The sequence below is a fragment of the Mycobacterium kiyosense genome (genome assembly GCA_021654635.1).
GTDB lineage: Bacteria > Actinomycetota > Actinomycetes > Mycobacteriales > Mycobacteriaceae > Mycobacterium > Mycobacterium kiyosense.
In genome coordinates this window covers 3,002,070-3,021,863 of the sequence record AP025179.1, presented here as the reverse complement: position 1 = coordinate 3,021,863, position 19,794 = coordinate 3,002,070, and the positions used below count along the sequence as shown (strand labels likewise).

Genomic DNA, 19,794 nt, shown 5'->3' with positions numbered 1-19,794 from the left:
GGTGGTTATTCGGTCGGACCCCAGGTCCAGCCGCTGATTTGCGGGTCGTCCTCGCCGTGCTCGCGGGTGTAGCGGCGGGCCGACAACCGCGCGTCCACCATCCGCTGGCGCAACTCGGCCGCCTGACTCGCCAACCCATCGACCCGGTCGATTACATCGATCACCAGGTGGAACCGGTCCAGGTCGTTGAGCATCACCATGTCGAACGGTGTCGTCGTGGTGCCGCGCTCCTTGAAGCCGCGTACATGCAGCTCCCCGTGGTTGGTCCGACGGTAGGTGAGCCGGTGGATCAGCCAGGGGTAGCCGTGATAGGCGAAGATGATGGGCTTGTCGCGGGTGAACAGGGCGTCGAATTCCTTGTCCGACAAGCCATGTGGATGTTCTGCCTCCGGCTGCAGGCGCATCAGGTCCACGACGTTGACCACCCGCACCTGCAGCTGCGGCAGCTCGCGGCGCAGGATGTCGGCGGCCGCCAGCGTCTCCAAGGTCGGAATGTCGCCGGCGCAGGCCAACACCACGTCGGGCTCACCGACCGCCGTGCTGGCCCACTGCCAGATCCCCAGCCCCCGTGTGCAGTGCAGGATCGCCTCGTCCATCGACAGATAGGACAGCGCGGGCTGCTTGCCGGCCACGATCACGTTGATGTAGTCGCGGCTGCGCAGGCAGTGATCGGCCACCGAGAGCAGCGTGTTGCCGTCCGGCGGCAGGTACACCCGCACCACCTCGGAGCGCTTGTTGGCCACCAGATCGATGAATCCCGGGTCCTGGTGCGACGCGCCGTTGTGGTCCTGGCGCCACACGTGCGAACTCAGCAGGTAGTTCAGCGACGCGATCGGCCGCCGCCAGGGCAGCTCCCGGCTGGTCGACAACCACTTCGCGTGCTGGTTGAACATCGAGTCGACGATGTGCACGAACGCCTCGTAGCAGTTGAACAACCCGTGCCGGCCGGTCAACAGATAGCCTTCCAGCCAGCCCTGGCACAGGTGCTCGGACAGCACTTCCATCACCCGGCCGTCCGGCGCGAGATGCGTCCCCGCATCCTCGTCGGGGTCGGTCCGCGACAGCCACACCTTGTCGGTGGACTCGAATACCGCGCCCAGCCGGTTGGAGGCGGTCTCGTCGGGGCCCATCAGCCGGAACCGGTCCAGGTTGCGGGTGATCACGTCGCGCAGGAAGGTGCCCAGCACCCGGGTGGCCTCGTGCGTCTGTGTCGCGGGCCGCTCGACGGGCACCGCATAATCGCGGAAGTCCGGCAGGTCCAGGTCGTGCAGCAACAGCCCGCCGTTGGCGTGCGGGTTGGCGCTCATTCGTCGATCGCCCTGCGGGGCAATGGCTTTCAAATCGGCCCGCAACGCGCCGTCGCCGTCGAACAGCTCCTCGGGCCGGTAGCTGCGCAGCCACTGTTCCAGCTGCGCGCGGTGCTCGGGGTTCTCGTGTGTGCCGGCCAGCGGCACCTGGTGGGAGCGCCAGGTGCCCTCCACCTGCTGGCCGTCGACGACCTTGGGCCCGGTCCAGCCCTTGGGGGTGCGCAGCACGATCATCGGCCACACCGGGCGCTCGGTCGACTCGCCGGAGCGCGCGGCGGCCTGAATCGCGCCGATCGAGTCGAACGCGTCGTCCAGGGCGGCGGCCAGCTGCTGGTGCACGTCGGCGGGATCGTCGCCGGCGACCGTGATCGGGCGGTAGCCGTACCCGCGCATCAGCGCCTCGAGTTCGGCTTCCGGGATGCGGGCCAGCACCGTCGGATTGGCGATCTTGTAGCCGTTGAGATGCAGGATGGGCAGCACCGCGCCGTCCACGGCCGGGTTGAGGAATTTGTTGGAATGCCAGCCGGCGGCAAGCGGGCCGGTCTCGGCCTCCCCGTCACCGACGACGCAGGCGACCACCAGGTCGGGGTTGTCGAAGGCCGCGCCGAAGGCGTGTACCAGCGCGTAGCCGAGTTCGCCGCCCTCATGGATCGACCCCGGCGTCTGGGCCGCGACGTGGCTGGGGATGCCGCCGGGGAAGGAGAACTGCCGGAACAGCTTGCGCAGGCCTTCGGTGTCTTCCTCGACGCCGGTGTAGACCTCGCTGTAGGTGCCTTCGAGGTAGGCGTTGGCCACCAGTCCGGGGCCGCCGTGCCCGGGTCCGGTGATGTAGATGACGTTGGCGTCGCGGTTGCGGATGATCCGGTTGAGGTGGACGTAGAGCAGGTTGAGTCCGGGTGTGGTGCCCCAGTGGCCCAGCAGGCGGGGTTTGACGTGTTCGGCGGCCAGGGGTTCGGCCAGCATCGGATTGTCCAGCAGGTAGATCTGGCCGACCGAGAGGTAGTAGTTCGCGGCTCGCCAGTAGGAGTCGATGAGGGCCAGTTCGTCGTCGGAGAGGATCGCGGGCGTGGCAGCAGTTGCGGTTTCTGGGCTCATTAGCCCGATTGTGCGCGACGCCGGTGAACTCCGCTTTACGTGTCCTGCTCCTCGCCGCGGGCGCGGGCCTCGTAGGCGCGGCGTTTTTCGACGTCGACGTCTTCGGTGAAGACGTGTTCGCCGCCCAAGAGCCGGTTGAGTCCCTCGGCGAGTCGGCGCGGCCAGAATTTCTGCGACACCACCATCGCGCCGGCCGCCTTGGTGACCCGCACCCGCGGCTTGGGATGGGCCACCAGTCCGACGATCGCGTCGGCGATCTCGGTCGGCTCGGCGTTGCGGAAACCCTTCATTCCCGGTGTGCCAGAGACTAATTCGGTGTTGACGAAGGTCGGCAGCACGGCCGAGAAGTGCACACCGTACGGGCGGTACTCCAGCCGGGCCGAGTCGGTGAATGCCAGCACGGCGTGCTTGCTGGCAACGTAGGTGGCCAACCCGACGATGTGCAGTTCCCCGGGGCCAGCGACGCCACGTTGATGACGTGGCCGCGGTTGCGGGGGACCATGCGCTGGGCCGCGAGCTTGCTGCCCAGGATCACGCCGTAGACGTTGATGTCCAGGATGCGGCGGGTGACGGCATCGGGCTCGTCGATGATCCGTCCGACCGGCATGATGCCCGCGTTGTTGATCAGCACGTCGATCGGGCCGAGTTGACGCTCGACCTGGTCCAGGAAATCCGAGAACGAGGCCGGGTCGGTGACGTCGAGCCTGCCGTACACCTCGAGGCCGAGGTCGGCGCCGGACTCCTTGACCGTGGTCTCGTCGATGTCGCCGATGGCGACCTTGGCGCCCAGTTTGTGCAGCGCGGTGGCCGTCGCCAGCCCGATGCCGCGGGCGCCGCCGGTGATGACGATGACCTTGCCGCCGACTTTGGCGGCAACCGATGCCGTGTCTGCCATGTCGGATACGTTATGCCGCCGGATACTGGCCCCGATGACCGAGGTGCGGCCGGCCACACCGCAGGACGCCGACGAGGTGGCGCGTGTGCATGTGGCAGTCGGCCTACCGCGGCCTGATCGACCAGGCGTTTCTCGACGGCCTCACCCCCGAGGCGCGGGCCCGCCGCTACACCTTCGGACAGCCCGGCATCCGGATGCCGGTCACCCTGGTCGCCGTGCGCGACGCAACCATCAGCGGCTTTGTCACGTTTGGGCTGTGTCGGGACGAGGACTCCACGGGTGAGGTGATGGCGATCTACGTCGACCCGTCGCAGTTGGGCACCGGCGTCGGCCGGTTGCTGATCGAGGCCGCGCGCGAGCGCTTGCGCGGGCTCGGGGTCAGCGGCGCGGTCTTGTGGGTGCTGGAAGCGAACACCCTCGCCCGGCGGTTCTATGAGCGTGACGGCTGGGCGCCCGACGGTGCGCGCCGCACCGCGGTCTACGGTGACGGCCCGGTGGTGGAGGTGCGCTACCGCCGCACACCCGTCTAGTGGCCCGAGGCGGTAGCGATAGGTTCGACGGATGCCCGTGGACCCCAGAACGCCGGTGCTGATCGGCTACGGCCAGGTCAACCATCGCGACGACATCGACCCCGACCAGCCGTGCATCGAGCCCGTCGACCTGATGGTCTCGGCCACCCGGCAGGCGGCCGATGCCCGGGTGATCGAGGCCGTCGACTCCGTCCGGGTGGTGCAGATCCTGTCCGCGCACTACCGCAACGCAGGTCAGCTGCTCGGGGAGCGGCTGGGCCGCACCGACGTCACCGCCCTGTACAGCCCGGTGGGCGGCAACACCCCCTCAGTCGCTGGTCAACCAGGCCTGCCTGGACATTCAGGCCGGCCGCGCGAACGTGGTGCTGATCTCGGGCGCCGAAACCTGGCGCACCCGGACCGGTCTGAAGAAGCTGGGCCGCCGGCTGGTGTGGACCGAGCAGGACGCCTCGGTGCCGATGCCCCGGATCGCCGGCGAGGACGTGCCGATGGCCGGCGACGCCGAGATCAAGATCAAGCTGGACCGGCCGGCGTACGTCTACCCGATCTTCGAGCAGGCGCTGCGCATCGCCGGCGGGGAATCCGTCGAGGACCACGCCCGGCGCGTCAGCGAACTGTGGGCGCGGTTCAACGCGGTGGCCGTCGACAACCCCAACGCCTGGATCCGCCGGGCGGTCAGCGCCGAGGAGATCCGCCGGCCGGGCCCGCAGAACCGGATGATCAGCTGGCCCTACACCAAGCTGATGAACTCCAACAATATGGTCGACCAGGGCGCGTCGCTGATCCTGACCTCGGTCGAACAGGCCCGGCGGCTGGGGGTGCCTGCTGAGCGCTGGGTCTACCCCTACTCTGGCACCGACGCGCACGACACCTCGGCGATCGCCGAGCGGGGCGAACTGCACCGTTCGCCGGCGATCCGGATCGGCGGAGCGCGGGCCCTGGAGCTGGCCGGTGTGGGCATCGACGACGTCGACTACGTCGATCTCTACTCCTGCTTCCCGTCCGCGGTCCAGGTCGCGGCCAACGAACTCGGCTTGCCCCTCGACGATCCGGAGCGCCCGCTGACGGTCACCGGCGGGCTGACGTTTGCCGGTGGCCCTTGGAACAACTACGTCACGCATTCCATCGCGACCATGGCCGAGTTGCTGGCCGCGAATCCGGGCCGGCGCGGCCTGATCACCGCCAACGGCGGCTATTTGACCAAGCACAGTTTCGGCGTGTACGGCACCGACCCGCCGGCCGGGTTCGCGTGGGAGGACGTGCAGGCGGCGGTGGACCGCGAACCCACCACGACCGGCCTGGTCGACTGGGAGGGTGTCGGGACCGTGGAGGCCTGGACCACCCCCTTCGACCGGGACGGCCGGCCCGAGAAGGCGTTCCTGGCGGTGCGTACGCCGGACGGAGCGCGTGCCCTGGCCGTGATCACCGATGCCGCGGCGGCCGCCGCGACCGTCGCGGAGGACATCGCCGGCGCCAAAGTCGCCGTCGCCGCCGACGGCTCCGCGACCCTGCGGTAACCACAACGTAACCGCAGCTCAAGGGTCACGTTAGAGACTCGAGTCTGCAAAACCAGGGCTGCCGTGCCTATTGTTTTCAGTAGACGTCGGGGTCAGTACACGTCGGGGCCGGTAGACGTCGGGGGAGGTGAGGCCACGTGCACGTGTTGCGTACCGACGCCGCAGGCACCATCGGGCGGATGGTCGCACGTCAGCTGATCGCCGCCGGGCACACGGTCAGCGGCATCGGGCCGCGCCCGCACGAGTGCCTGGATCCCGACGTCGAGTTCGTCAGTGCCGCGCTGCACAATCCGATCCTGGTGGATCTGGCCGCCAACGCCGACGTGGTGATTCACCTGGCCGCCGTCGACGTCACCGCGCCGGGCGGCGCCGGTTCGACGGGTGTCGCGCACGTGGCGAACGCGGCGGCCCGAGCGGGAGCCCGCCTGCTGTTCGTCTCCCAGGCCGCTGGGTCCGCCGAGCTGTACCGACCCGCCGAGACGCTGGTGTCCACGGGTTGGGCACCCAACCTGATCATCCGGATCGCGCCGCCGGTGGGTCGCCAGCTGGACTGGATGGCGTGCCGCACGGTGGCCACGCTGATGCGCAGCAAGGTCTCGGCGCTGCCGATGCGGGTGCTGCACCTCGACGACCTGGTCCGCTTTCTGGTGCTGGCGGCCGGCACCGACCGCACCGGCGTGGTGGACCTGGCCACCCCGGACACCATCAACGTAGTCACCGCCTGGCGGTTGATCCGGGCCGTCGTGCCGCGCCTGCGGCTGCACGGGGTGCGCAGTTGGGACCAGCTGATCCCCGAACTGGATATTGCTGTCGCACAAGAGGATTGGGGCTTCGAGTACGGTTGGGGCGCGCTGGACGCGGTGGTGGACACCGGGCGCGGGCTCAAGGGCCGCCGAATCGAACCCGCCGGCGCCGTCCCCGGCTCGGGTCAGTTCGCGCTGCCGGTGGAGGCGCCGCCGCGGGTGGGTACGGCCGACGGTGCGCCGTTGCGCAGCGCCGCCCCCGACGGTCTGGAGGGCGAGTTCGACGACCAGATCGACCCGCGGTTCCCGGTGTTCAGCGCATCCGGCCTGTCCGCCGCGCTGCCGGGGCCGCTGACTCCCATCACTCTCGACGTGCAACTCGGCGGTCTGCGCGCCGCCGGCCAGGCGATGGGCCGGGTGCTCGCGTTGGGCGACGTGGTCGCCGAGGAGTGGGCGAGCCGGGCGATCGCGGTGTTCGGACACCGACCCTATGTCGGTGTGTCGGCCAACATCGTCGCTGCCACCCAGCTGCCCGGTTGGGACGAGGACGCCATCACCCAGCACACCCTGCGCAATCAGCCGCAGGTCGGGGACCTGTTGCCGCTCGGCCCGCCCCAGCAGGCCTCCGGCCCGCGCGGCTCGGTGGCCAAGGTGGTGGTGACCGCGCGCTCACTGGCGCTGCTGCGCCACCTGCGGCCCGAAACCCAGGACTACCTCGCCGCCGCGACCGCCGAGCACCTGGACACCGCGGAACTGGAGGCCCTGAGCGTCGCGGCCCTGGGGGTGCGACTGCGACTGCTGCGGGACCGGATTCAGCAGGGCTGGGTTCTGACCGGGCTGTGGGTCATCGACACCGGTGTCACCGCGGCCACGCTGGGACACACCCGTGCGGGTTCGAGCGTCTACGGCGTCGGGGTGATCATGGAGAGCGGCCACATCGCGACCGCGTGTGCCGATCTGGCCGCTATCCTGCGGGCCGACCCGCCGCTGTGCGCGCTGGCCCGGCAGGGCAATGTCGGCAGTATCCGCGCGCTGTCGCCGCGCGCCGCGACCGCACTGGAGGCCGCCGTGTCCCAGCTGGGACATCGGGGCCCCGCGGAAGCCGAGCTGGCCAGCCCGACGTTCGCTGACGATCCGGGGCTGCTGCTGGCGGCTGCCGCCGACATCGCCGAGGCCGAGGCGGCACCGGAGCCGCCTGGTTCGTTGTCCCAGCGATTGGCCGACAGTGCCCGCAGCTCCCGCGAACTCGCGCACGACACCACCATCCGGTTCACCCAAGAACTTCGGCTGACGCTGCGGGAACTGGGATCTCGCCTTGTCGAGGCTGACCTGATCGACGCCGTCGACGACGCCTGTTACCTGCTGTGCGACGAACTGGTCACCGTTCCGGCCGACGCGCGGTTGCGGGTCAAGCGCCGCCGCGCCGAGCGGGAGCGCCTGCAGGCGCACCACCCACCCGAGGTGATCGACCACACCTGGAACCCCGCTGATTAGCGGTCAGCTCAGAATCTCGCGCAGCGACAACGCATTTCGCACCGCGTGACCGCCGATGTCGTTGTTGAAGTAGATCCACACGTCGCGGCCCTGCTCGTCCCATCCGGCGATCCGTTCGGCCCAGTCCCGCAGCTCGGCGTCGCTGTACGAACCGGTGTACATGGTGGCCGGTTCGGGCCCGTGCATCCGGATGTAGACCAGATCCGTGGTGGCCCGGGGCAGGCACAGCAGCCCCGCACCGCTCATCACCACGTAGGCGGCCCGGTGCTGTTCGAGCACCGCGAACACCGCCGGGTCGTTCCAGCTGGGGTGGCGCAGCTCGACGGCGACCCGGACCGCGGGCGGCACCCCGGCGAGGAATCCGGCCAGCCGTTCGTCGTCGCGCTGCTGCTCGGGATGTAGCTGGACCAGCAGCACACCGCGCCGATCGCCCAGGATCTGCCAGCAGCGTTCGAACCGCTCGATCCAGGTTTCGGGGGAGGACAGCCGGCGGTAATGGGTGAGACCGCGATGCGCCTTGACCGACATGGCGAATCCGCTGGGCAGTTGATCGCGCCAGCCGGCGAACGTCGAATCCTTGGGCCACCGATAGAAACTCGCGTTCAACTCGACGGTGTCGAACACTTCGGCGTAGTGGCGCAGCCGCCGGGCACTGGGCAGTCCCGGCGGATACAGCACACCGGTCCAGTGGTCATAGGACCACCCGGAGGTGCCGATCCGCACTGTCACGGGCTCAGTCCAGCACGCGCCGGCGCAGGTCGTCGTCCAGCGATGCCCGCACCAGCGCCGCAGCCAGTCGCGCGCAGCTGCGCGCGGCGCGAAGCCGGCGAGGTCGGCCGGGTCGGTGGGCAGCTGCAGCTCCTTGGCCGCGGCTGTGGCGCGCTCGTCGAAATAGGGCCGCACCCAGGTCCACACGTCCTGCACCTCACGCAGGAAGATGTCCGCCCCGGTGTCGCCGATTCCTTTACAGCCCTTGATGATTCGCTTCGCCGCCGCGGTATCGGAGTCGGCGCGGCGGGCCACCTCCCGCAGGTCGCCGGAGAACTCGTCCCGGACCCGGGTCGCCATGTCGGTGAGACGGGTGGCCGAGCTTTCGTCGTACCGTACGTAGTGGGCGCGTCCGAACGCCTCGATCATGGTGCGCCGATCGGCGGCGAGCACAGCTTTGGGGGGTGCGCAGGCCGGCCTTGAACAACTCGCGCGCGGCCTGCGTGGCGATGCCGGCGTCGATGGGTTTGCTGGCCAGCATGCACAGCACCAGCAGTTGGAACAGTGGCATCGGCTTGTCGGCGATCCGGATGCCCGCCTCAGCGGCGTAGGTGGTGACGGCCAAGTCGAGCAGGCGCCGCGCTCGGCGCTCGGGCGTGTCCATACGGCGCGGCGTACCCGGCCGACCGCCCGGCAAACCCGATCACTTGGGCGGCAGGCTGCCCGAGCAGTCGGCGCCGCGCTCGACCCAGCCCTGCAGTTGCCGTTTGGTCCGCACGCCGTCAGCGGTGACCCGCAGCCAACCCCGGGTGTGCCTACCGGCCATCACCAGCGGGCTGACGTGGGCGCGTTCCAGGAGCCGCTCGGTGTCCTCCCGCGGCACCCGCACCATCAGCCCGCCCTGTCCGCTGGCACAGACGGCCAGGTGTCCGCCGATCAGAAACGCAAGACCGCCGAACATCTGCTTCTCGTCCACTCCGGGTCGTTGCGCCAGCAGTTCGCGGATCCGGTTGGCGAGGTCGGTGTCGTAGGCCATGACGGTCGGTCAGTCCAGATCCACCCGGATGGTCAGCAGGTCAGTGCCCATGGTGCGCACCCCGACTCCGTTGAGCCGGGGCAGTTTTCGCAGCCGTTGCCACGGATCGTCGTCGGGCAGCAGGTGCGCGGTGCCGGTTCGCCACTGGCCGCCGATGCGCACCCGGACGGCGGGATTGGCCTTGATGTTGTAGACGTAGTCCGAATGCTCCCCGTGTTCGGAGACCATCCAGAACTGGTTGTCCACCACCGCTCCGCCCACCGCGGTGCGCCGCGGCTGACCCGATTTGCGCCCGGTGGTTTCCAGCATGGTGACCGGTAGTTTGCGGCCCAGCGGGTTCACCACGAAACGCTGGACTCGATGCACGAACTGACGCTTCAGATCCTGAGCCATGTCGGTGATTCTGCCAGGATCGGACCACGCCGCGCCGCTTGACTCAGGCAGCTGCCGATGCGGTCTGCTGAGCTTGAAGGGCTTGCGCGACGATCTCGGCCACGTCGGTCATCGGCAGCACGGTCAGCGACTCGAGCACCTCGGCGGGCACGTCGTCGAGATCCGGCTCGTTGCGGGCCGGAATGAAAACCGTTGACAGACCAGCACGTTGGGCGGCCAGCAGCTTCTGCTTGACCCCACCGATCGGCAGCACACGCCCGTTCAGGGTGACCTCGCCGGTCATGCCGACGTCGGAGCGGACCTGCCGTCCGGTGGCCATCGACACCAGCGCGGTCACCATCGTCACTCCCGCGGACGGGCCGTCTTTGGGCACCGCGCCGGCGGGCACGTGGACGTGGATGCGCCGGTCCAGCGCCTTGGCATCGACCCCGAGTTCGTCGGCGTGCGAGCGGACGTAGGACAACGCGATCTGCGCCGATTCCTTCATCACCTCGCCCAGTTGGCCGGTCAGCTGCAACCCGGGCTCACCGTCGGTGGCGCCGGCCTCGATGTAGAGCACGTCGCCGCCCAGGCCGGTGACGGCCAAACCGGTGGCCACACCCGGCACCGCGGTGCGTTCGGCCGATTCCGGTGTGAAGCGCGGGCGGCCCAGGTAGCCGACCAGGTCGGGCTCGTCGACGGTGATCGGCGCCGGGTCCGCAGCCAGCTTCGTCGTCACCTTGCGCAACGCCTTGGCCAGCAGCCGTTCGAACTGCCGCACGCCGGGCTCGCGGGTGTAGTCGGCCGCGATCTTGCGCAGCGCGGCGTCGGTGACGGTCACCTCGTCCTCGGTCAGCGCCGCGCGCTCCCGCTGCCGGGGCAGCAGGTAATCCCGCGCGATGGCGACCTTGTCGTCCTCGGTGTAACCGTCGATCTGCACCAGCTCCATCCGGTCCAGCAACGCCGACGGGATGTTCTCGACCACGTTCGCGGTGGCCAGGAACACCACATCGGACAGGTCCAGATCCAGATCCAGATAGTGGTCGCGGAAGGTGTGGTTCTGCGCCGGGTCGAGCACCTCGAGCAGCGCCGCGCTGGGGTCGCCGCGGTAGTCCGAACCGACCTTGTCGATTTCGTCAAGTAGCACAACGGGATTCATCGTTCCCGCGTCACCGATGGCACGCACGATGCGGCCCGGCAGGGCGCCTACGTAGGTGCGACGGTGCCCGCGGATCTCGGCCTCGTCGCGCACGCCGCCCAGGGCGACGCGCACGAACTTGCGACCCAGCGCGCGGGCCACGCTCTCGCCCAGCGACGTCTTGCCGACGCCGGGCGGGCCGGCCAGCACCATCACCGCCCCAGAGCCGCGGCCGCCGACCACCTGCAGACCGCGCTGGGCGCGGCGGGTACGCACGGCCAGGTATTCCACGATGCGGTCCTTGACGTCGTCCAAGCCGTGGTGGTCGGCGTCCAACACTTCGCGTGCCGCGGCCAGGTCGGTGGAGTCCTCGGTCCGCACGTTCCACGGCAGGTCCAGGACGGTGTCCAGCCAGGTGCGGATCCAGCCACTCTCCGGGCTCTGGTCGCTGGCGCGTTCCAGCTTGCCGACTTCGCGCAGCGCGGCTTCGCGCACCTTCTCCGGCAGCTCGGCGGCCTCGACGCGGGCGCGGTAGTCGTCGGAACCGTCGGGCTCACCCTCACCCAGCTCCTTGCGGATGGCGGCCAGTTGCTGACGCAGCAGAAACTCCTTCTGCGTCTTCTCCATGCCGTCGCGGACGTCCTCGGCGATCTTGTCGTTGACCTCGACCTCGGCCAGGTGCGCGCCGGTCCAGTCGATCAGGACGCGCAGCCGCTGCGCGACATCCACCGTTTCCAGCAGCTGCCGCTTCTGCGCCTGGGACAGATAGGACGCGTAGCCCGACGTGTCGGCCAGCGCCGACGGATCGGTCAGGCTGTTGACGTAGTCGATGATCTGCCAGGCGTCGCGCCGCTGCAGCATCGCCAGCAGCAGTTTCTTGTACTCGGCAGCCAATGCCTTGATTTCGTCGGTCACCTCGGTGTCCGGCACTTCGGTCACCTCGACCCATAACGCGGCACCGGATCCGGTGACGCCGGCGCCGATGTGAGCCCGGCGCTCACCGCGCACCACGGCGGCCGTACCACCGCCGCCCGGTATCCGTCCTACCTGCAGGATCTTTGCCAGCACGCCGTGGCTGGGGTAGCGGTCGTCCAGCCGCGGGGCGATCAGCAGCTCGCGCGATTCGCTGCCTTGCGCGGCGTCGACGGCGGTGCGTGCGGTGTCGTCGAGGGTGATCGGCACCACCATCCCGGGCAGCACGATCGGGTCCGACACGAATAACACCGGCACTGATTTGGCTTCAGCCATCAATTCCTCCCAAAGTTAAGTCTGCTCGACTCAACCCAGGGTTCGGTCGGTTTGTTCCCGACGACCCCGGTCGCCACGACGCACATATGAAAATCATTAGGAAACGCTAGGTGAACGAAAGTTGAACGTAGACTGGTTGAGCCCAGCCATCGGAGCTCGACCAGCGAAGGGACGCCGCTCTTGATCCGCAAGATGATCGTCGCCGTCGCCGCTGCAATCGCCTCGTTCGCTCTGGGCGTGGCACCGGCGTCGGCCGACCCGGCGGAAACCCATCCCAACCCGTTCGGCAGTCTGGGCTGCGATTGCCCGAAAATCCCCACCGCAAAGCGGCCCGGCCTGACGACCGAATTCGATCGCGGGATCGATTCAGGTCTGGCCGGCCGAGTCAACAGCGGCCAGCGCAGCTAGACCGGGGCCAGTCGCCGCAACTGCGTCACGTGCTGGGGCGACAGCTCCTCGAGGCAGGTGACGCCCAGCAAGGCCATGGTGCGGTACACGCCGCTTTCCAGAATTTCGATGGCGCGGGTGACTCCCGCTTCGCCGCCCGCCATCAGCCCGTACAGGTAAGCACGCCCAACCAGCGTGCAGCGCGCTCCCAGCGCCACCGCCGCGACGATGTCGGCGCCGGCCATGATGCCGGTGTCCAGCAAAATCTCGGTGTCGCGGCCCAGTTCCCGCGCCACCGTCGGCAGCAGGTGGAACGGCACCGGTGCCCGATCAAGTTGGCGGCCACCATGATTGGACAACACGATCCCGTCCACACCCCGGTCGACCACGGCACGTGCATCCGCGAGTGTCTGAATGCCCTTGACGACCAGCTTGCCCGGCCACTGCTGCTTGATCCAGGCCAGGTCGTCGAAGGTGACGCTGGGGTCGAACATGGTGTCCAGGTATTCGCCGACGGTGCCCGGCCAGCGGTCCAGGGACGCGAAGGCCAGGGGTTCGGTGGTCAGCAGGTCGAACCACCAATGTGGATGGGGGATGGCGTCAAGCACGGTCCGCAGCGTCAGCGCCGGCGGGATGGCCATGCCGTTGCGCACGTCACGCAACCGCGCACCGGAGACCGGGACGTCGACGGTGACGAGCATGGTGTCGAACCCGGCAGCGGCGGCCCGCTGCACCAACTCCATCGAGCGCTCCCGGTCCTTCCACATGTACAGCTGGAACCATTTGCGGCCCTGCGGGACAGCGCTCACCACGTCCTCGATTGCGGCGGTGGCCAGGGTGGACATGGAGAACGGGATGCCGGCGGCGGCCGCGGCCCGCGCACCGGCGATCTCGCCACCGGTGTGCATCAGGCGGGTGAAGCCGGTCGGCGCGATGCCGAACGGCAACACCACCGGCTGGCCCAGCACGTTCCAGCCGGCGGTCACGTTGGTGACGTTGCGCAGGATCGTCGGATGAAACTCGATGTCGCGGAAGGCTTGCCGGGCGCGCTCGATGGACAGCTCGTCCTCGGCGGCGCCGTCGGTGTAGTCGAAGGCCGCCTTCGGGGTGCGCCTTTTGGCGATCCGCCGCAGATCCTCGATGGTCAGTGCGGCGGCCAGGCGGCGTTGGGTGCGGTTGAACTGTGGTCGCCGGAATTGCAGCAGCGGCGCCAGATCGCGGACCTTGGGAATCCGCCGCTTGACCGCCATCTTGTCATCTAACCAGGGTGTAGACGTGGAGGTTATGGCCTTCGATCTCCAACGCTTCGTGGACGCGCAAGCGCGGGTGTATGACGACGTGGTCGAGGAACTGCGCGCCGGACGCAAACGCAGCCACTGGATGTGGTTCGTGTTCCCCCAGTTGCGCGGGCTGGGCAGCAGCCCGACCGCCGTTCACTTCGGCATCGCCTCGCTGGATGAAGCCCGCGCCTATCTGGCACACCCGGTGTTGGGTCCCCGGCTGCGGGAGTGTGTGGCGCTGGTCAACGCGGTGCAAGGACGTTCGGTGGGGCAGATCTTCGGCTGGCCCGACGATCTCAAGTTGCGCTCGTCGATGACCCTGTTCGCGCACGCGGCCGGCAACGAAAACGAGGGCTTTCTGGCGTTGCTGGACAAGTACTTCGGCGGTGCGCAGGACCCGTTGACGCTGCAGCGGCTGAACCTCAGCTAGGTCGCAGGATCCGCCAGCCGTGGGCTTCGATCTCGACAACCGAGTCGATGACCTCCTCGGGGGGCGCCGTCGATCCGGCGATCAGCCGGGCGGGCGCCGGTAGCGGCAGTCGCAGCGGCTCGTCGTCGATGTTGAGCGCGACCAACAGCGAGTCGGCATCGTGCTGGACGCGATACACGTAGTGCCGGTTGTCCAGTTGGACCGCACTGGTGCTCGCCGAGTGCAGCCAGGCGTGCCGGCGCCGCAGTCCGATCAGATACTGGTGCAGCTCCCACACCTGCTTCCCGGCAGCATCCAATAGTATTGGGGGAGTGCCGAATTCGGGGCGCACGGCGTCGTCGCCGCCGAAGCGTTCCTCTTTGACGCCGCGGAAGCCGAACTCGTCGCCGGCGTAGATGCTGGGGACGCCGCCCACCGTCAGCAGGATCACCAGCGCGTGCGCCAGGTGTTCGGGACGCTGCAGCCGGCTCGCGATCCGGGTGACGTCGTGATTGCCGACGAACGTCAGCGGCGCGAACGTCTGCAGGAACGTGTTGTGCCGCTGCAGCGCGTGGTCGAGTTCGAAGAAGTTGCCGTCGTTGAGGCTGCTCCAGATCGCCTTCCACAATTCGTACTGGGTGGCGGAGTCGAACCGGGATGCCGTCACCACCGCCGCGTAGTCGCCGTGGATGAGTTCACCGACGAACCAGGCGTCAGCGAACCTGGCCCGGACCCGGGGCAGCACGTCGGCCCAGAAGCGTTGTGGCACTGCGTAGGCCGCATCCAGCCGCCATCCGTCGGCGCCCCGGTCCAGCCAGTGCGTCATCACGTCGACGACGTAGTCGGCGACCTCGGGGTTGCCGTGGTGCAGGCCGATCAACCCGGCGTGGCCCTCGAAGGTGTCGCCGCTGAACCAGTCCCGCGCCGCCGGATCCCGGTAGCGGGGGAAGTCGACGCCGACGTGGTTGAACACCCCGTCGAGCAGCACCCGCAGACCCCGGCGGTGCGCTTGGTCGACGAGATGGTCGAAGTCGGCGTCATCCCCGAGTCGCGGGTCGATGCGGTAGTGGTCGGTGGTGTCGTAACCGTGCGTGCGCGAGGCGAATACCGGACCCAGCGCGAGCCCGGAGGCGCCGAGTTCGACGGCATGGTCCAGCCAGCCGGTCAGCCGCCGCAGCCGGTGTTCCTCCGGGCCCGGCGGCCGCTCGGCGGGAAACGCGCCGACGAAGCCCAGCGGATAGACCTGCCACCAGATCGCGTGCTCGGTCCAGGACGGCATGCCTACGACACTACGGTCAGCCCACCGCCGCCAGGGTCTCCGCGGTCACGATCGCCTGCGCCACTCCGGCGACGATCGCCGCCACCTTGAGCGCCTCCAGCACCTCTTCGCGGCTCACTCCCACCTCGCGCAGGGTGTGCTCGTGGGCGACCACACAGTGCGAGCAGCCGTTGATCGAGGACACCGCGAACGACCACAGCTCGAAATTGGCCTTGGCCACGCCGGGGTTGCCGATGATGTTCATCCGCAGTCCCGGCCGCAGGTCGTCGTACTGCCCGTCGAGGAACCCGCGTCCGCGGTAGAAGACGTTGTTCATGCCCATGATCGAGGCGGCGCCCAGGGCGGCCTGGTAGGCCTCGGCCGACAGGATGTCGGCCGCCTCCGCGGCGATTTCGGCCAGTACCCGGGCATTTCGCGTCGCCGCGGCGCTGGCCAGCAGGGTGCCCCAGAGCCGCTCGTCGTCGAGAATCGTGCTGCGCGCGATCGAGCCGAGGTTCAGTTTGAGGTCCTTGGCGTATTCCGGTAGCGCCGCCTTGAGGTTTTCGATGCTCATGCCGAGGCCTTGAGCAGTTCACCGGCGTCCAGCGTCGGGTCACCTTTGCGCCAGTTGCAGGCGCACAGTTCGTCGGACTGCAGCGCGTCGAGTACGCGCAGCACCTCGTCGACGTTGCGTCCGACCGAGCCGGCGGTCACCGAGACGAACTGGATCTCGTTGTTGGGGTCGACGATGAAGGTCACCCGGTCCGCCACACCGTCGGCGTTGAGGGCACCGGTGGCGGTGACGAGCTCGCGCTTGATGTCGGAGAGCATCGGGAACGGCAGCTTCTTGAGGTCTTCGTGCTGCGCCCGCCACTGGAAGTGCACGAACTCGCTGTCGACCGACACCCCGAGCACTTGGGCGTCGCGGTCGGCGAACTCGTCGTTCAGCTTGCCGAAGGCCGCGATCTCGGTGGGGCATACGAAGGTGAAGTCCTTGGGCCAGAAGAAGATCACGCGCCATTTGCCCGGGTGGTCGTCGCTGGTGACGGTGGTGAAATAGTCACCGGGTTGCTTCGCGTCGACCTTGGACAGGTCGCCGCCGATCAGCGCGGTGAGCTGGTAGGCCGGAAATTGGTCGCCGATGGTCAGCAGGGACATGACGCTCCTTTTTGGATTGAATCAAGATTATGTGGTGCTGTACTCATGTTGCCCAAGGCGCGACCTGAAGTAAAGGTGATATATAGCACTATATTGATAGGTATGCCCGATAAGAGTTTTCAGCCTACGCTGGCCGGCCTGCGAGCCTTTGTCGCCGTCGCCGAGCGCCAGCATTTCGGCAGTGCGGCAACGCTTCTCAGGGTCAGCCAGTCGACCCTGTCGCAGGCCCTGGCCGGGTTGGAGACCGGGCTGGGAATCCGGCTGGTGGAGCGATCGACCCGGCGCGTAACCGTGACGGCCGAGGGCGCCGAACTGCTGCCGTTCGCGCGGGCGGTGGTCGACGCTGCCGAGGCGTTCGCCGGGGCGGCCACCGGCACCTCCGATCCACTGCGCGGCCGGCTGCGGTTGGGGTTGATCCCCACGGTCGCTCCGTACGTACTGCCCACGATCCTGGCTGGCCTGGCCGGCGAGCTGCCGGAGTTGACCCTGCAGGTGGTCGAGGACCAGACCGAGCGGTTGCTACGTATGCTGGGCGACTCGGCGTTGGACGCGGCGCTGATCGCGCTGCCCGCGCAAACCGCCGGCATCGCCGAGATCCCAATCTACGACGAAGATTTCGTGCTGGTGCTGCCGCCCGGACACCGGCTGTCGGGCAAGCGCAGGGTGCCTGCGGCCGCGCTGCCGGAGCTGCCTTTGTTGCTGCTGGACGAGGGGCACTGTCTGCGCGATCAGACCCTGGACGTCTGCCGCCAGGCCGGGGGCCGGGCGCAGCCGGCCGACACCCGGGCCGCGTCGCTGGCCACCGCGGTGCAATGCGTGGCCGGGGGATTGGGCGTGACGCTGATTCCACATAGCGCGGTGGCGGTGGAGACGGCGCGCACCCGGCTGGGCCTGGCCCACTTCGCCGCGCCGCGCCCGGGCCGGCGGATCGGTCTGGTCTATCGCGCCACCAGCGGTCACGAGGAGCCCTACCGCCGGCTAGCCGGGATCATCGGCACACTGATCGCCGGCGAGCACCGGGTGCGCCTGGTCGACGAGCGGGCCCGCGGCCGCTTGTAGGTTCATGCGCTATGGAGAAGGTGATTGCGGTATTGCGGCGCGCCGAACCCGACGACCAGTGGTGCGCCCGGCAACGGGGACCGGTCGCCGACCAGTTGACGGCGCTGGGCTTGCCCGGCCTGACCGTCAACGTGCGCGACGGCGCGGTACGCGACTCGCTGATGACGCTGACGACGCTGGATCCGCCGGTGGCCGCGGTGGTGAGCCTGTGGACGCAGCAGTGCTACGGCCAACAGGTCACCGAGGCGCTCAGGCTGCTCGCCACCGAGTGCGAACAGCTGGCCGCCTATCTGGTCACCGAATCGGTGCCGCTGCCCGGCCCGGTGTCCGAACCAGGCTCGCGCACAACAGGTTTGGCAAATATCGCGCTGCTACGCCGGCCCGCCGACCTGGACCGGGCGAGTTGGCTGGATCGCTGGCAGCTCGACCACACCCCGGTGGCCATCGAGACGCAGTCGACGTTCGGCTACACCCAGAACTGGGTGGTGCGCGCCCTCACACCCGAAGCGCCGCACATCGACGCCATCGTCGAGGAGTTGTTCCCGGTGGAGGCGGTCACCGACCTCAAGGCATTCTTCGGTGCCGCCGACGACGCCGACCTGCAGCACCGGGTGGGCCGAATGGTGGCCAGCACCAGCGCATTCGGCGCCAACCAGAACATCGACACCGTGCCCACCAGCCGTTACGTGATCAAGACGCCGTTCAGCGCAGCGGAGTCCCGGTGACCACACTCGACGAGGCGGTGGCGCTGGCCGCCGCCGAACACGGCCTGGCAGTGGTCTCCACCGTCCGCGCCGACGGCACCGTTCAGGCGTCCCTGGTCAACGTCGGGCTGCTGCGACACCCGGTCAGTGCAGCGCACGTACTGGGCTTCACCACCTACGGCAAGGTGAAGCTGGCCAATCTGCGAGTACGCCCGCAACTGGCCGTCACGTTCCGCAACGGCTGGCAGTGGGCGACGGTCGAGGGTCGCGCCGAACTGGCCGGCCCCGACGACTCACGGCCGTGGCTGACCGACGATCAGCTGCGATTGCTGCTGCGCGATGTGTTCTCCGCCGCGGGCGGTACCCACGACAACTGGGACGAATACGACGCAACCATGGCCAAGGAACGCCGCGCGGTGGTGCTGATCGAACCGACCCGCGTCTACAGCAACGGCTAGTCTCGTGCGCGTGACGCTGCTCATCGACGACGAAAACCGCGTACGCACCCTGACCCTGAACCGGCCCGAGGCGTTGAACGCCTTCAACGAAGCCCTCTACGACGCCACCGCACAGGCCCTCTTGGATGCCGCCGCCGATCCGGAGGTCGCGGTCGTGCTGCTGACCGGTGCGGGACGGGGTTTCAGCGCCGGCACCGACCTGGCCGAGATGCAGGCCCGGTTCACCGACCCGGACTTCCAGGAAGGCAAGTTCGGCTTCCGTGGGCTCATCGAGGCGCTCACCGCATTTCCCAAGCCGTTCATCTGCGCCGTCAACGGGGTCGGGCTGGGCATCGGCACCACCATCCTGGGCTATGCCGACCTGGCCTTCATGTCGTCGACCGCGCGGCTGAAATGCCCGTTCACCAGCCTGGGAGTGGCCCCTGAAGCCGCGTCGTCGTATCTGCTGCCGCAGTTGCTGGGCCGGCAGAACGCCGCCTGGCTGCTGATGTCCTCGGAGTGGGTCGACGCGCCCGAGGCGTTGCGGATGGGGCTGGTCTGGCGGGTGTGCGAGCCGGAGGACCTGCTGGCCGACGCCCGGCGGCACGCCGAGATCCTGGCCGGCCGCCCCATCCCGAGCCTGATGGCCGTCAAGCACACCATGATGGAGCCGCTACGCGCGCAGATCGCGGCGGCGACGGCCCGGGAGAACGCGCACTTCGCCGAGTTGATGGGCGCACAGGCCAATGCCGCAGCGCTGGCGGACTTCAGCGAACGAAAGCGGAGTTAACCTACCGCGGCGGCCGAGTCGAGCTGGTTGGCGGCGGCGATGATCGCGCGCAGCGTCCGCCGGCACCGGCCACAGTCGGCCCCCGCCCCGCAAGCGGCAGCAATCTCTTTCGAGGTCGACGCGCCCCGCGCGACAGCCTCGCACACAGTCTGATTGGTGGCTCCCACACATAGGCACACGTACATCAGCAAACACCCGCCGGACGGGCGCGCCGGTCGTCCCACGAGGT

At 68.7% G+C, this 19,794-nt stretch carries 18 protein-coding genes and 3 pseudogenes; 9 read left to right on the top strand and 12 right to left on the bottom strand.

The annotated features are described in order from the left end of the window. Positions 1 to 5: 5 nt before the first annotated feature. Together L6444_RS14340 and L6444_RS14335 are read right to left on the bottom strand one after the other, a co-directional pair. Positions 6 to 2,402, bottom strand: a complete 2,397-nt coding sequence (locus L6444_RS14340; protein ID WP_236983575.1) for a phosphoketolase family protein — start codon at positions 2,400 to 2,402, stop codon at positions 6 to 8. A gap of 35 nt (positions 2,403 to 2,437) precedes the next feature. Continuing rightward, positions 2,438 to 3,354 (bottom strand): annotated as a pseudogene (locus L6444_RS14335) (SDR family oxidoreductase). Between the two features lie 32 nt (positions 3,355 to 3,386). On the opposite strand from L6444_RS14335, the gene L6444_RS14330 reads away from it, so the two are divergent. The 3 genes and pseudogenes from L6444_RS14330 to L6444_RS14320 all read left to right on the top strand — a co-directional run bounded on the left by L6444_RS14330 (position 3,387) and on the right by L6444_RS14320 (position 7,581). After that, positions 3,387 to 3,827: a GNAT family N-acetyltransferase gene (locus L6444_RS14330; protein ID WP_236983574.1), complete on the top strand. Its 441-nt coding sequence runs from the start codon at positions 3,387 to 3,389 to the stop codon at positions 3,825 to 3,827. 31 nt (positions 3,828 to 3,858) lie between these two features. Continuing rightward, a pseudogene (locus L6444_RS14325) lies at positions 3,859 to 5,344 on the top strand (acetyl-CoA acetyltransferase). A gap of 137 nt (positions 5,345 to 5,481) precedes the next feature. Further along, positions 5,482 to 7,581: a Rossmann-fold NAD(P)-binding domain-containing protein gene (locus L6444_RS14320; RefSeq protein WP_236983573.1), complete on the top strand. Its 2,100-nt coding sequence runs from the start codon at positions 5,482 to 5,484 to the stop codon at positions 7,579 to 7,581. Between the two features lie 3 nt (positions 7,582 to 7,584). Here the strand turns inward: L6444_RS14320 and L6444_RS14315 are convergent, their stop codons facing one another. The 5 genes and pseudogenes from L6444_RS14315 to lon form a co-directional block, all read right to left on the bottom strand. Further along, positions 7,585 to 8,310: a DUF72 domain-containing protein gene (locus L6444_RS14315; RefSeq protein ID WP_236983572.1), complete on the bottom strand. Its 726-nt coding sequence runs from the start codon at positions 8,308 to 8,310 to the stop codon at positions 7,585 to 7,587. Between the two features lie 4 nt (positions 8,311 to 8,314). After that, positions 8,315 to 8,953, bottom strand: a pseudogene (locus L6444_RS14310) (endonuclease). Positions 8,954 to 8,992: 39 nt separating this feature from the next. Then, a complete protein-coding gene (locus tag L6444_RS14305) occupies positions 8,993 to 9,325 on the bottom strand; it encodes a TfoX/Sxy family protein (protein WP_236983571.1) in 333 nt (110 codons plus the stop codon). A 9-nt stretch (positions 9,326 to 9,334) separates the two neighbouring features. Then, positions 9,335 to 9,718: a nitroreductase family deazaflavin-dependent oxidoreductase gene (locus L6444_RS14300; RefSeq protein ID WP_236983568.1), complete on the bottom strand. Its 384-nt coding sequence runs from the start codon at positions 9,716 to 9,718 to the stop codon at positions 9,335 to 9,337. A gap of 43 nt (positions 9,719 to 9,761) precedes the next feature. After that, positions 9,762 to 12,083: an endopeptidase La gene (lon, locus tag L6444_RS14295; RefSeq protein ID WP_236983566.1), complete on the bottom strand. Its 2,322-nt coding sequence runs from the start codon at positions 12,081 to 12,083 to the stop codon at positions 9,762 to 9,764. Positions 12,084 to 12,263: 180 nt separating this feature from the next. On the opposite strand from lon, the gene L6444_RS14290 reads away from it, so the two are divergent. Further along, positions 12,264 to 12,491, top strand: coding sequence for a hypothetical protein (locus tag L6444_RS14290; RefSeq protein ID WP_236983564.1), 228 nt, complete (start codon positions 12,264 to 12,266; stop codon positions 12,489 to 12,491). Here the strand turns inward: L6444_RS14290 and L6444_RS14285 are convergent. Next, complete coding sequence (locus L6444_RS14285; protein ID WP_236983562.1) at positions 12,488 to 13,720, bottom strand: alpha-hydroxy acid oxidase; 1,233 nt, start codon at positions 13,718 to 13,720, stop codon at positions 12,488 to 12,490. The two genes, L6444_RS14290 and L6444_RS14285, sit on opposite strands and share 4 nt — an antisense overlap. 34 nt (positions 13,721 to 13,754) lie before the next feature. Here L6444_RS14285 and L6444_RS14280 point away from each other — a divergent pair, with 34 nt between their 5' ends. Continuing rightward, complete coding sequence (locus L6444_RS14280) at positions 13,755 to 14,180, top strand: DUF1810 domain-containing protein (protein ID WP_236983560.1); 426 nt, start codon at positions 13,755 to 13,757, stop codon at positions 14,178 to 14,180. Here the strand turns inward: L6444_RS14280 and L6444_RS14275 are convergent. Genes L6444_RS14275 through L6444_RS14265 form a run of 3 tightly spaced genes read right to left on the bottom strand, consistent with a single transcriptional unit; the run spans position 14,173 to position 16,575 of the window. Beyond that, positions 14,173 to 15,438, bottom strand: a complete 1,266-nt coding sequence (locus L6444_RS14275; protein ID WP_236983558.1) for an alpha-amylase family glycosyl hydrolase — start codon at positions 15,436 to 15,438, stop codon at positions 14,173 to 14,175. The genes L6444_RS14280 and L6444_RS14275 overlap by 8 nt on opposite strands. A gap of 16 nt (positions 15,439 to 15,454) precedes the next feature. Continuing rightward, complete coding sequence (locus L6444_RS14270; RefSeq protein WP_236983556.1) at positions 15,455 to 15,991, bottom strand: alkyl hydroperoxide reductase; 537 nt, start codon at positions 15,989 to 15,991, stop codon at positions 15,455 to 15,457. Beyond that, positions 15,988 to 16,575, bottom strand: a complete 588-nt coding sequence (locus L6444_RS14265) for a peroxiredoxin (RefSeq protein WP_236983554.1) — start codon at positions 16,573 to 16,575, stop codon at positions 15,988 to 15,990. The genes L6444_RS14270 and L6444_RS14265 overlap by 4 nt, the downstream gene beginning before the upstream one ends. 102 nt (positions 16,576 to 16,677) lie before the next feature. Here L6444_RS14265 and L6444_RS14260 point away from each other — a divergent pair, with 102 nt between their 5' ends. Genes L6444_RS14260 through L6444_RS14245 form a run of 4 tightly spaced genes read left to right on the top strand, consistent with a single transcriptional unit; the run spans position 16,678 to position 19,565 of the window. Next, positions 16,678 to 17,634, top strand: a complete 957-nt coding sequence (locus L6444_RS14260) for a hydrogen peroxide-inducible genes activator (RefSeq protein WP_236983551.1) — start codon at positions 16,678 to 16,680, stop codon at positions 17,632 to 17,634. A gap of 11 nt (positions 17,635 to 17,645) precedes the next feature. Continuing rightward, positions 17,646 to 18,359, top strand: coding sequence for an EthD domain-containing protein (locus tag L6444_RS14255; protein ID WP_236983549.1), 714 nt, complete (start codon positions 17,646 to 17,648; stop codon positions 18,357 to 18,359). Next, positions 18,356 to 18,796 (top strand): TIGR03618 family F420-dependent PPOX class oxidoreductase, encoded by a 441-nt coding sequence (locus L6444_RS14250; protein ID WP_236983546.1) that lies wholly within the window; start codon positions 18,356 to 18,358, stop codon positions 18,794 to 18,796. Before L6444_RS14255 ends, L6444_RS14250 begins: the two co-directional genes overlap by 4 nt. Positions 18,797 to 18,806: 10 nt before the next feature. Continuing rightward, on the top strand, positions 18,807 to 19,565 hold the full coding sequence (locus L6444_RS14245) for an enoyl-CoA hydratase/isomerase family protein (RefSeq protein ID WP_236983544.1): 759 nt from the start codon (positions 18,807 to 18,809) through the stop codon (positions 19,563 to 19,565). Here the strand turns inward: L6444_RS14245 and L6444_RS14240 are convergent. Then, positions 19,562 to 19,750 (bottom strand): (2Fe-2S)-binding protein, encoded by a 189-nt coding sequence (locus L6444_RS14240; RefSeq protein ID WP_236983542.1) that lies wholly within the window; start codon positions 19,748 to 19,750, stop codon positions 19,562 to 19,564. The two genes, L6444_RS14245 and L6444_RS14240, sit on opposite strands and share 4 nt — an antisense overlap. Positions 19,751 to 19,794: the final 44 nt, after the last annotated feature.

Bases quoted from the DNA above. Each gene is read 5' to 3' on its own strand.
- L6444_RS14340 (WP_236983575.1), bottom strand. From the start codon at position 2,402: ATGAGCCCAGAAACCGCAACTGCTGCCACGCCCGCGATCCTCTCCGAC.
- L6444_RS14330 (WP_236983574.1), top strand. From the start codon at position 3,387: ATGTGGCAGTCGGCCTACCGCGGCCTGATCGACCAGGCGTTTCTCGAC.
- L6444_RS14305 (WP_236983571.1), bottom strand. From the start codon at position 9,325: ATGGCCTACGACACCGACCTCGCCAACCGGATCCGCGAACTGCTGGCG.
- L6444_RS14300 (WP_236983568.1), bottom strand. From the start codon at position 9,718: ATGGCTCAGGATCTGAAGCGTCAGTTCGTGCATCGAGTCCAGCGTTTC.
- lon (WP_236983566.1), bottom strand. From the start codon at position 12,083: ATGGCTGAAGCCAAATCAGTGCCGGTGTTATTCGTGTCGGACCCGATC.
- L6444_RS14285 (WP_236983562.1), bottom strand. From the start codon at position 13,720: ATGGCGGTCAAGCGGCGGATTCCCAAGGTCCGCGATCTGGCGCCGCTG.
- L6444_RS14280 (WP_236983560.1), top strand. From the start codon at position 13,755: ATGGCCTTCGATCTCCAACGCTTCGTGGACGCGCAAGCGCGGGTGTAT.
- L6444_RS14275 (WP_236983558.1), bottom strand. From the start codon at position 15,438: ATGCCGTCCTGGACCGAGCACGCGATCTGGTGGCAGGTCTATCCGCTG.
- L6444_RS14270 (WP_236983556.1), bottom strand. From the start codon at position 15,991: ATGAGCATCGAAAACCTCAAGGCGGCGCTACCGGAATACGCCAAGGAC.
- L6444_RS14265 (WP_236983554.1), bottom strand. From the start codon at position 16,575: ATGTCCCTGCTGACCATCGGCGACCAATTTCCGGCCTACCAGCTCACC.
- L6444_RS14260 (WP_236983551.1), top strand. From the start codon at position 16,678: ATGCCCGATAAGAGTTTTCAGCCTACGCTGGCCGGCCTGCGAGCCTTT.
- L6444_RS14255 (WP_236983549.1), top strand. From the start codon at position 17,646: ATGGAGAAGGTGATTGCGGTATTGCGGCGCGCCGAACCCGACGACCAG.
- L6444_RS14240 (WP_236983542.1), bottom strand. From the start codon at position 19,750: ATGTACGTGTGCCTATGTGTGGGAGCCACCAATCAGACTGTGTGCGAG.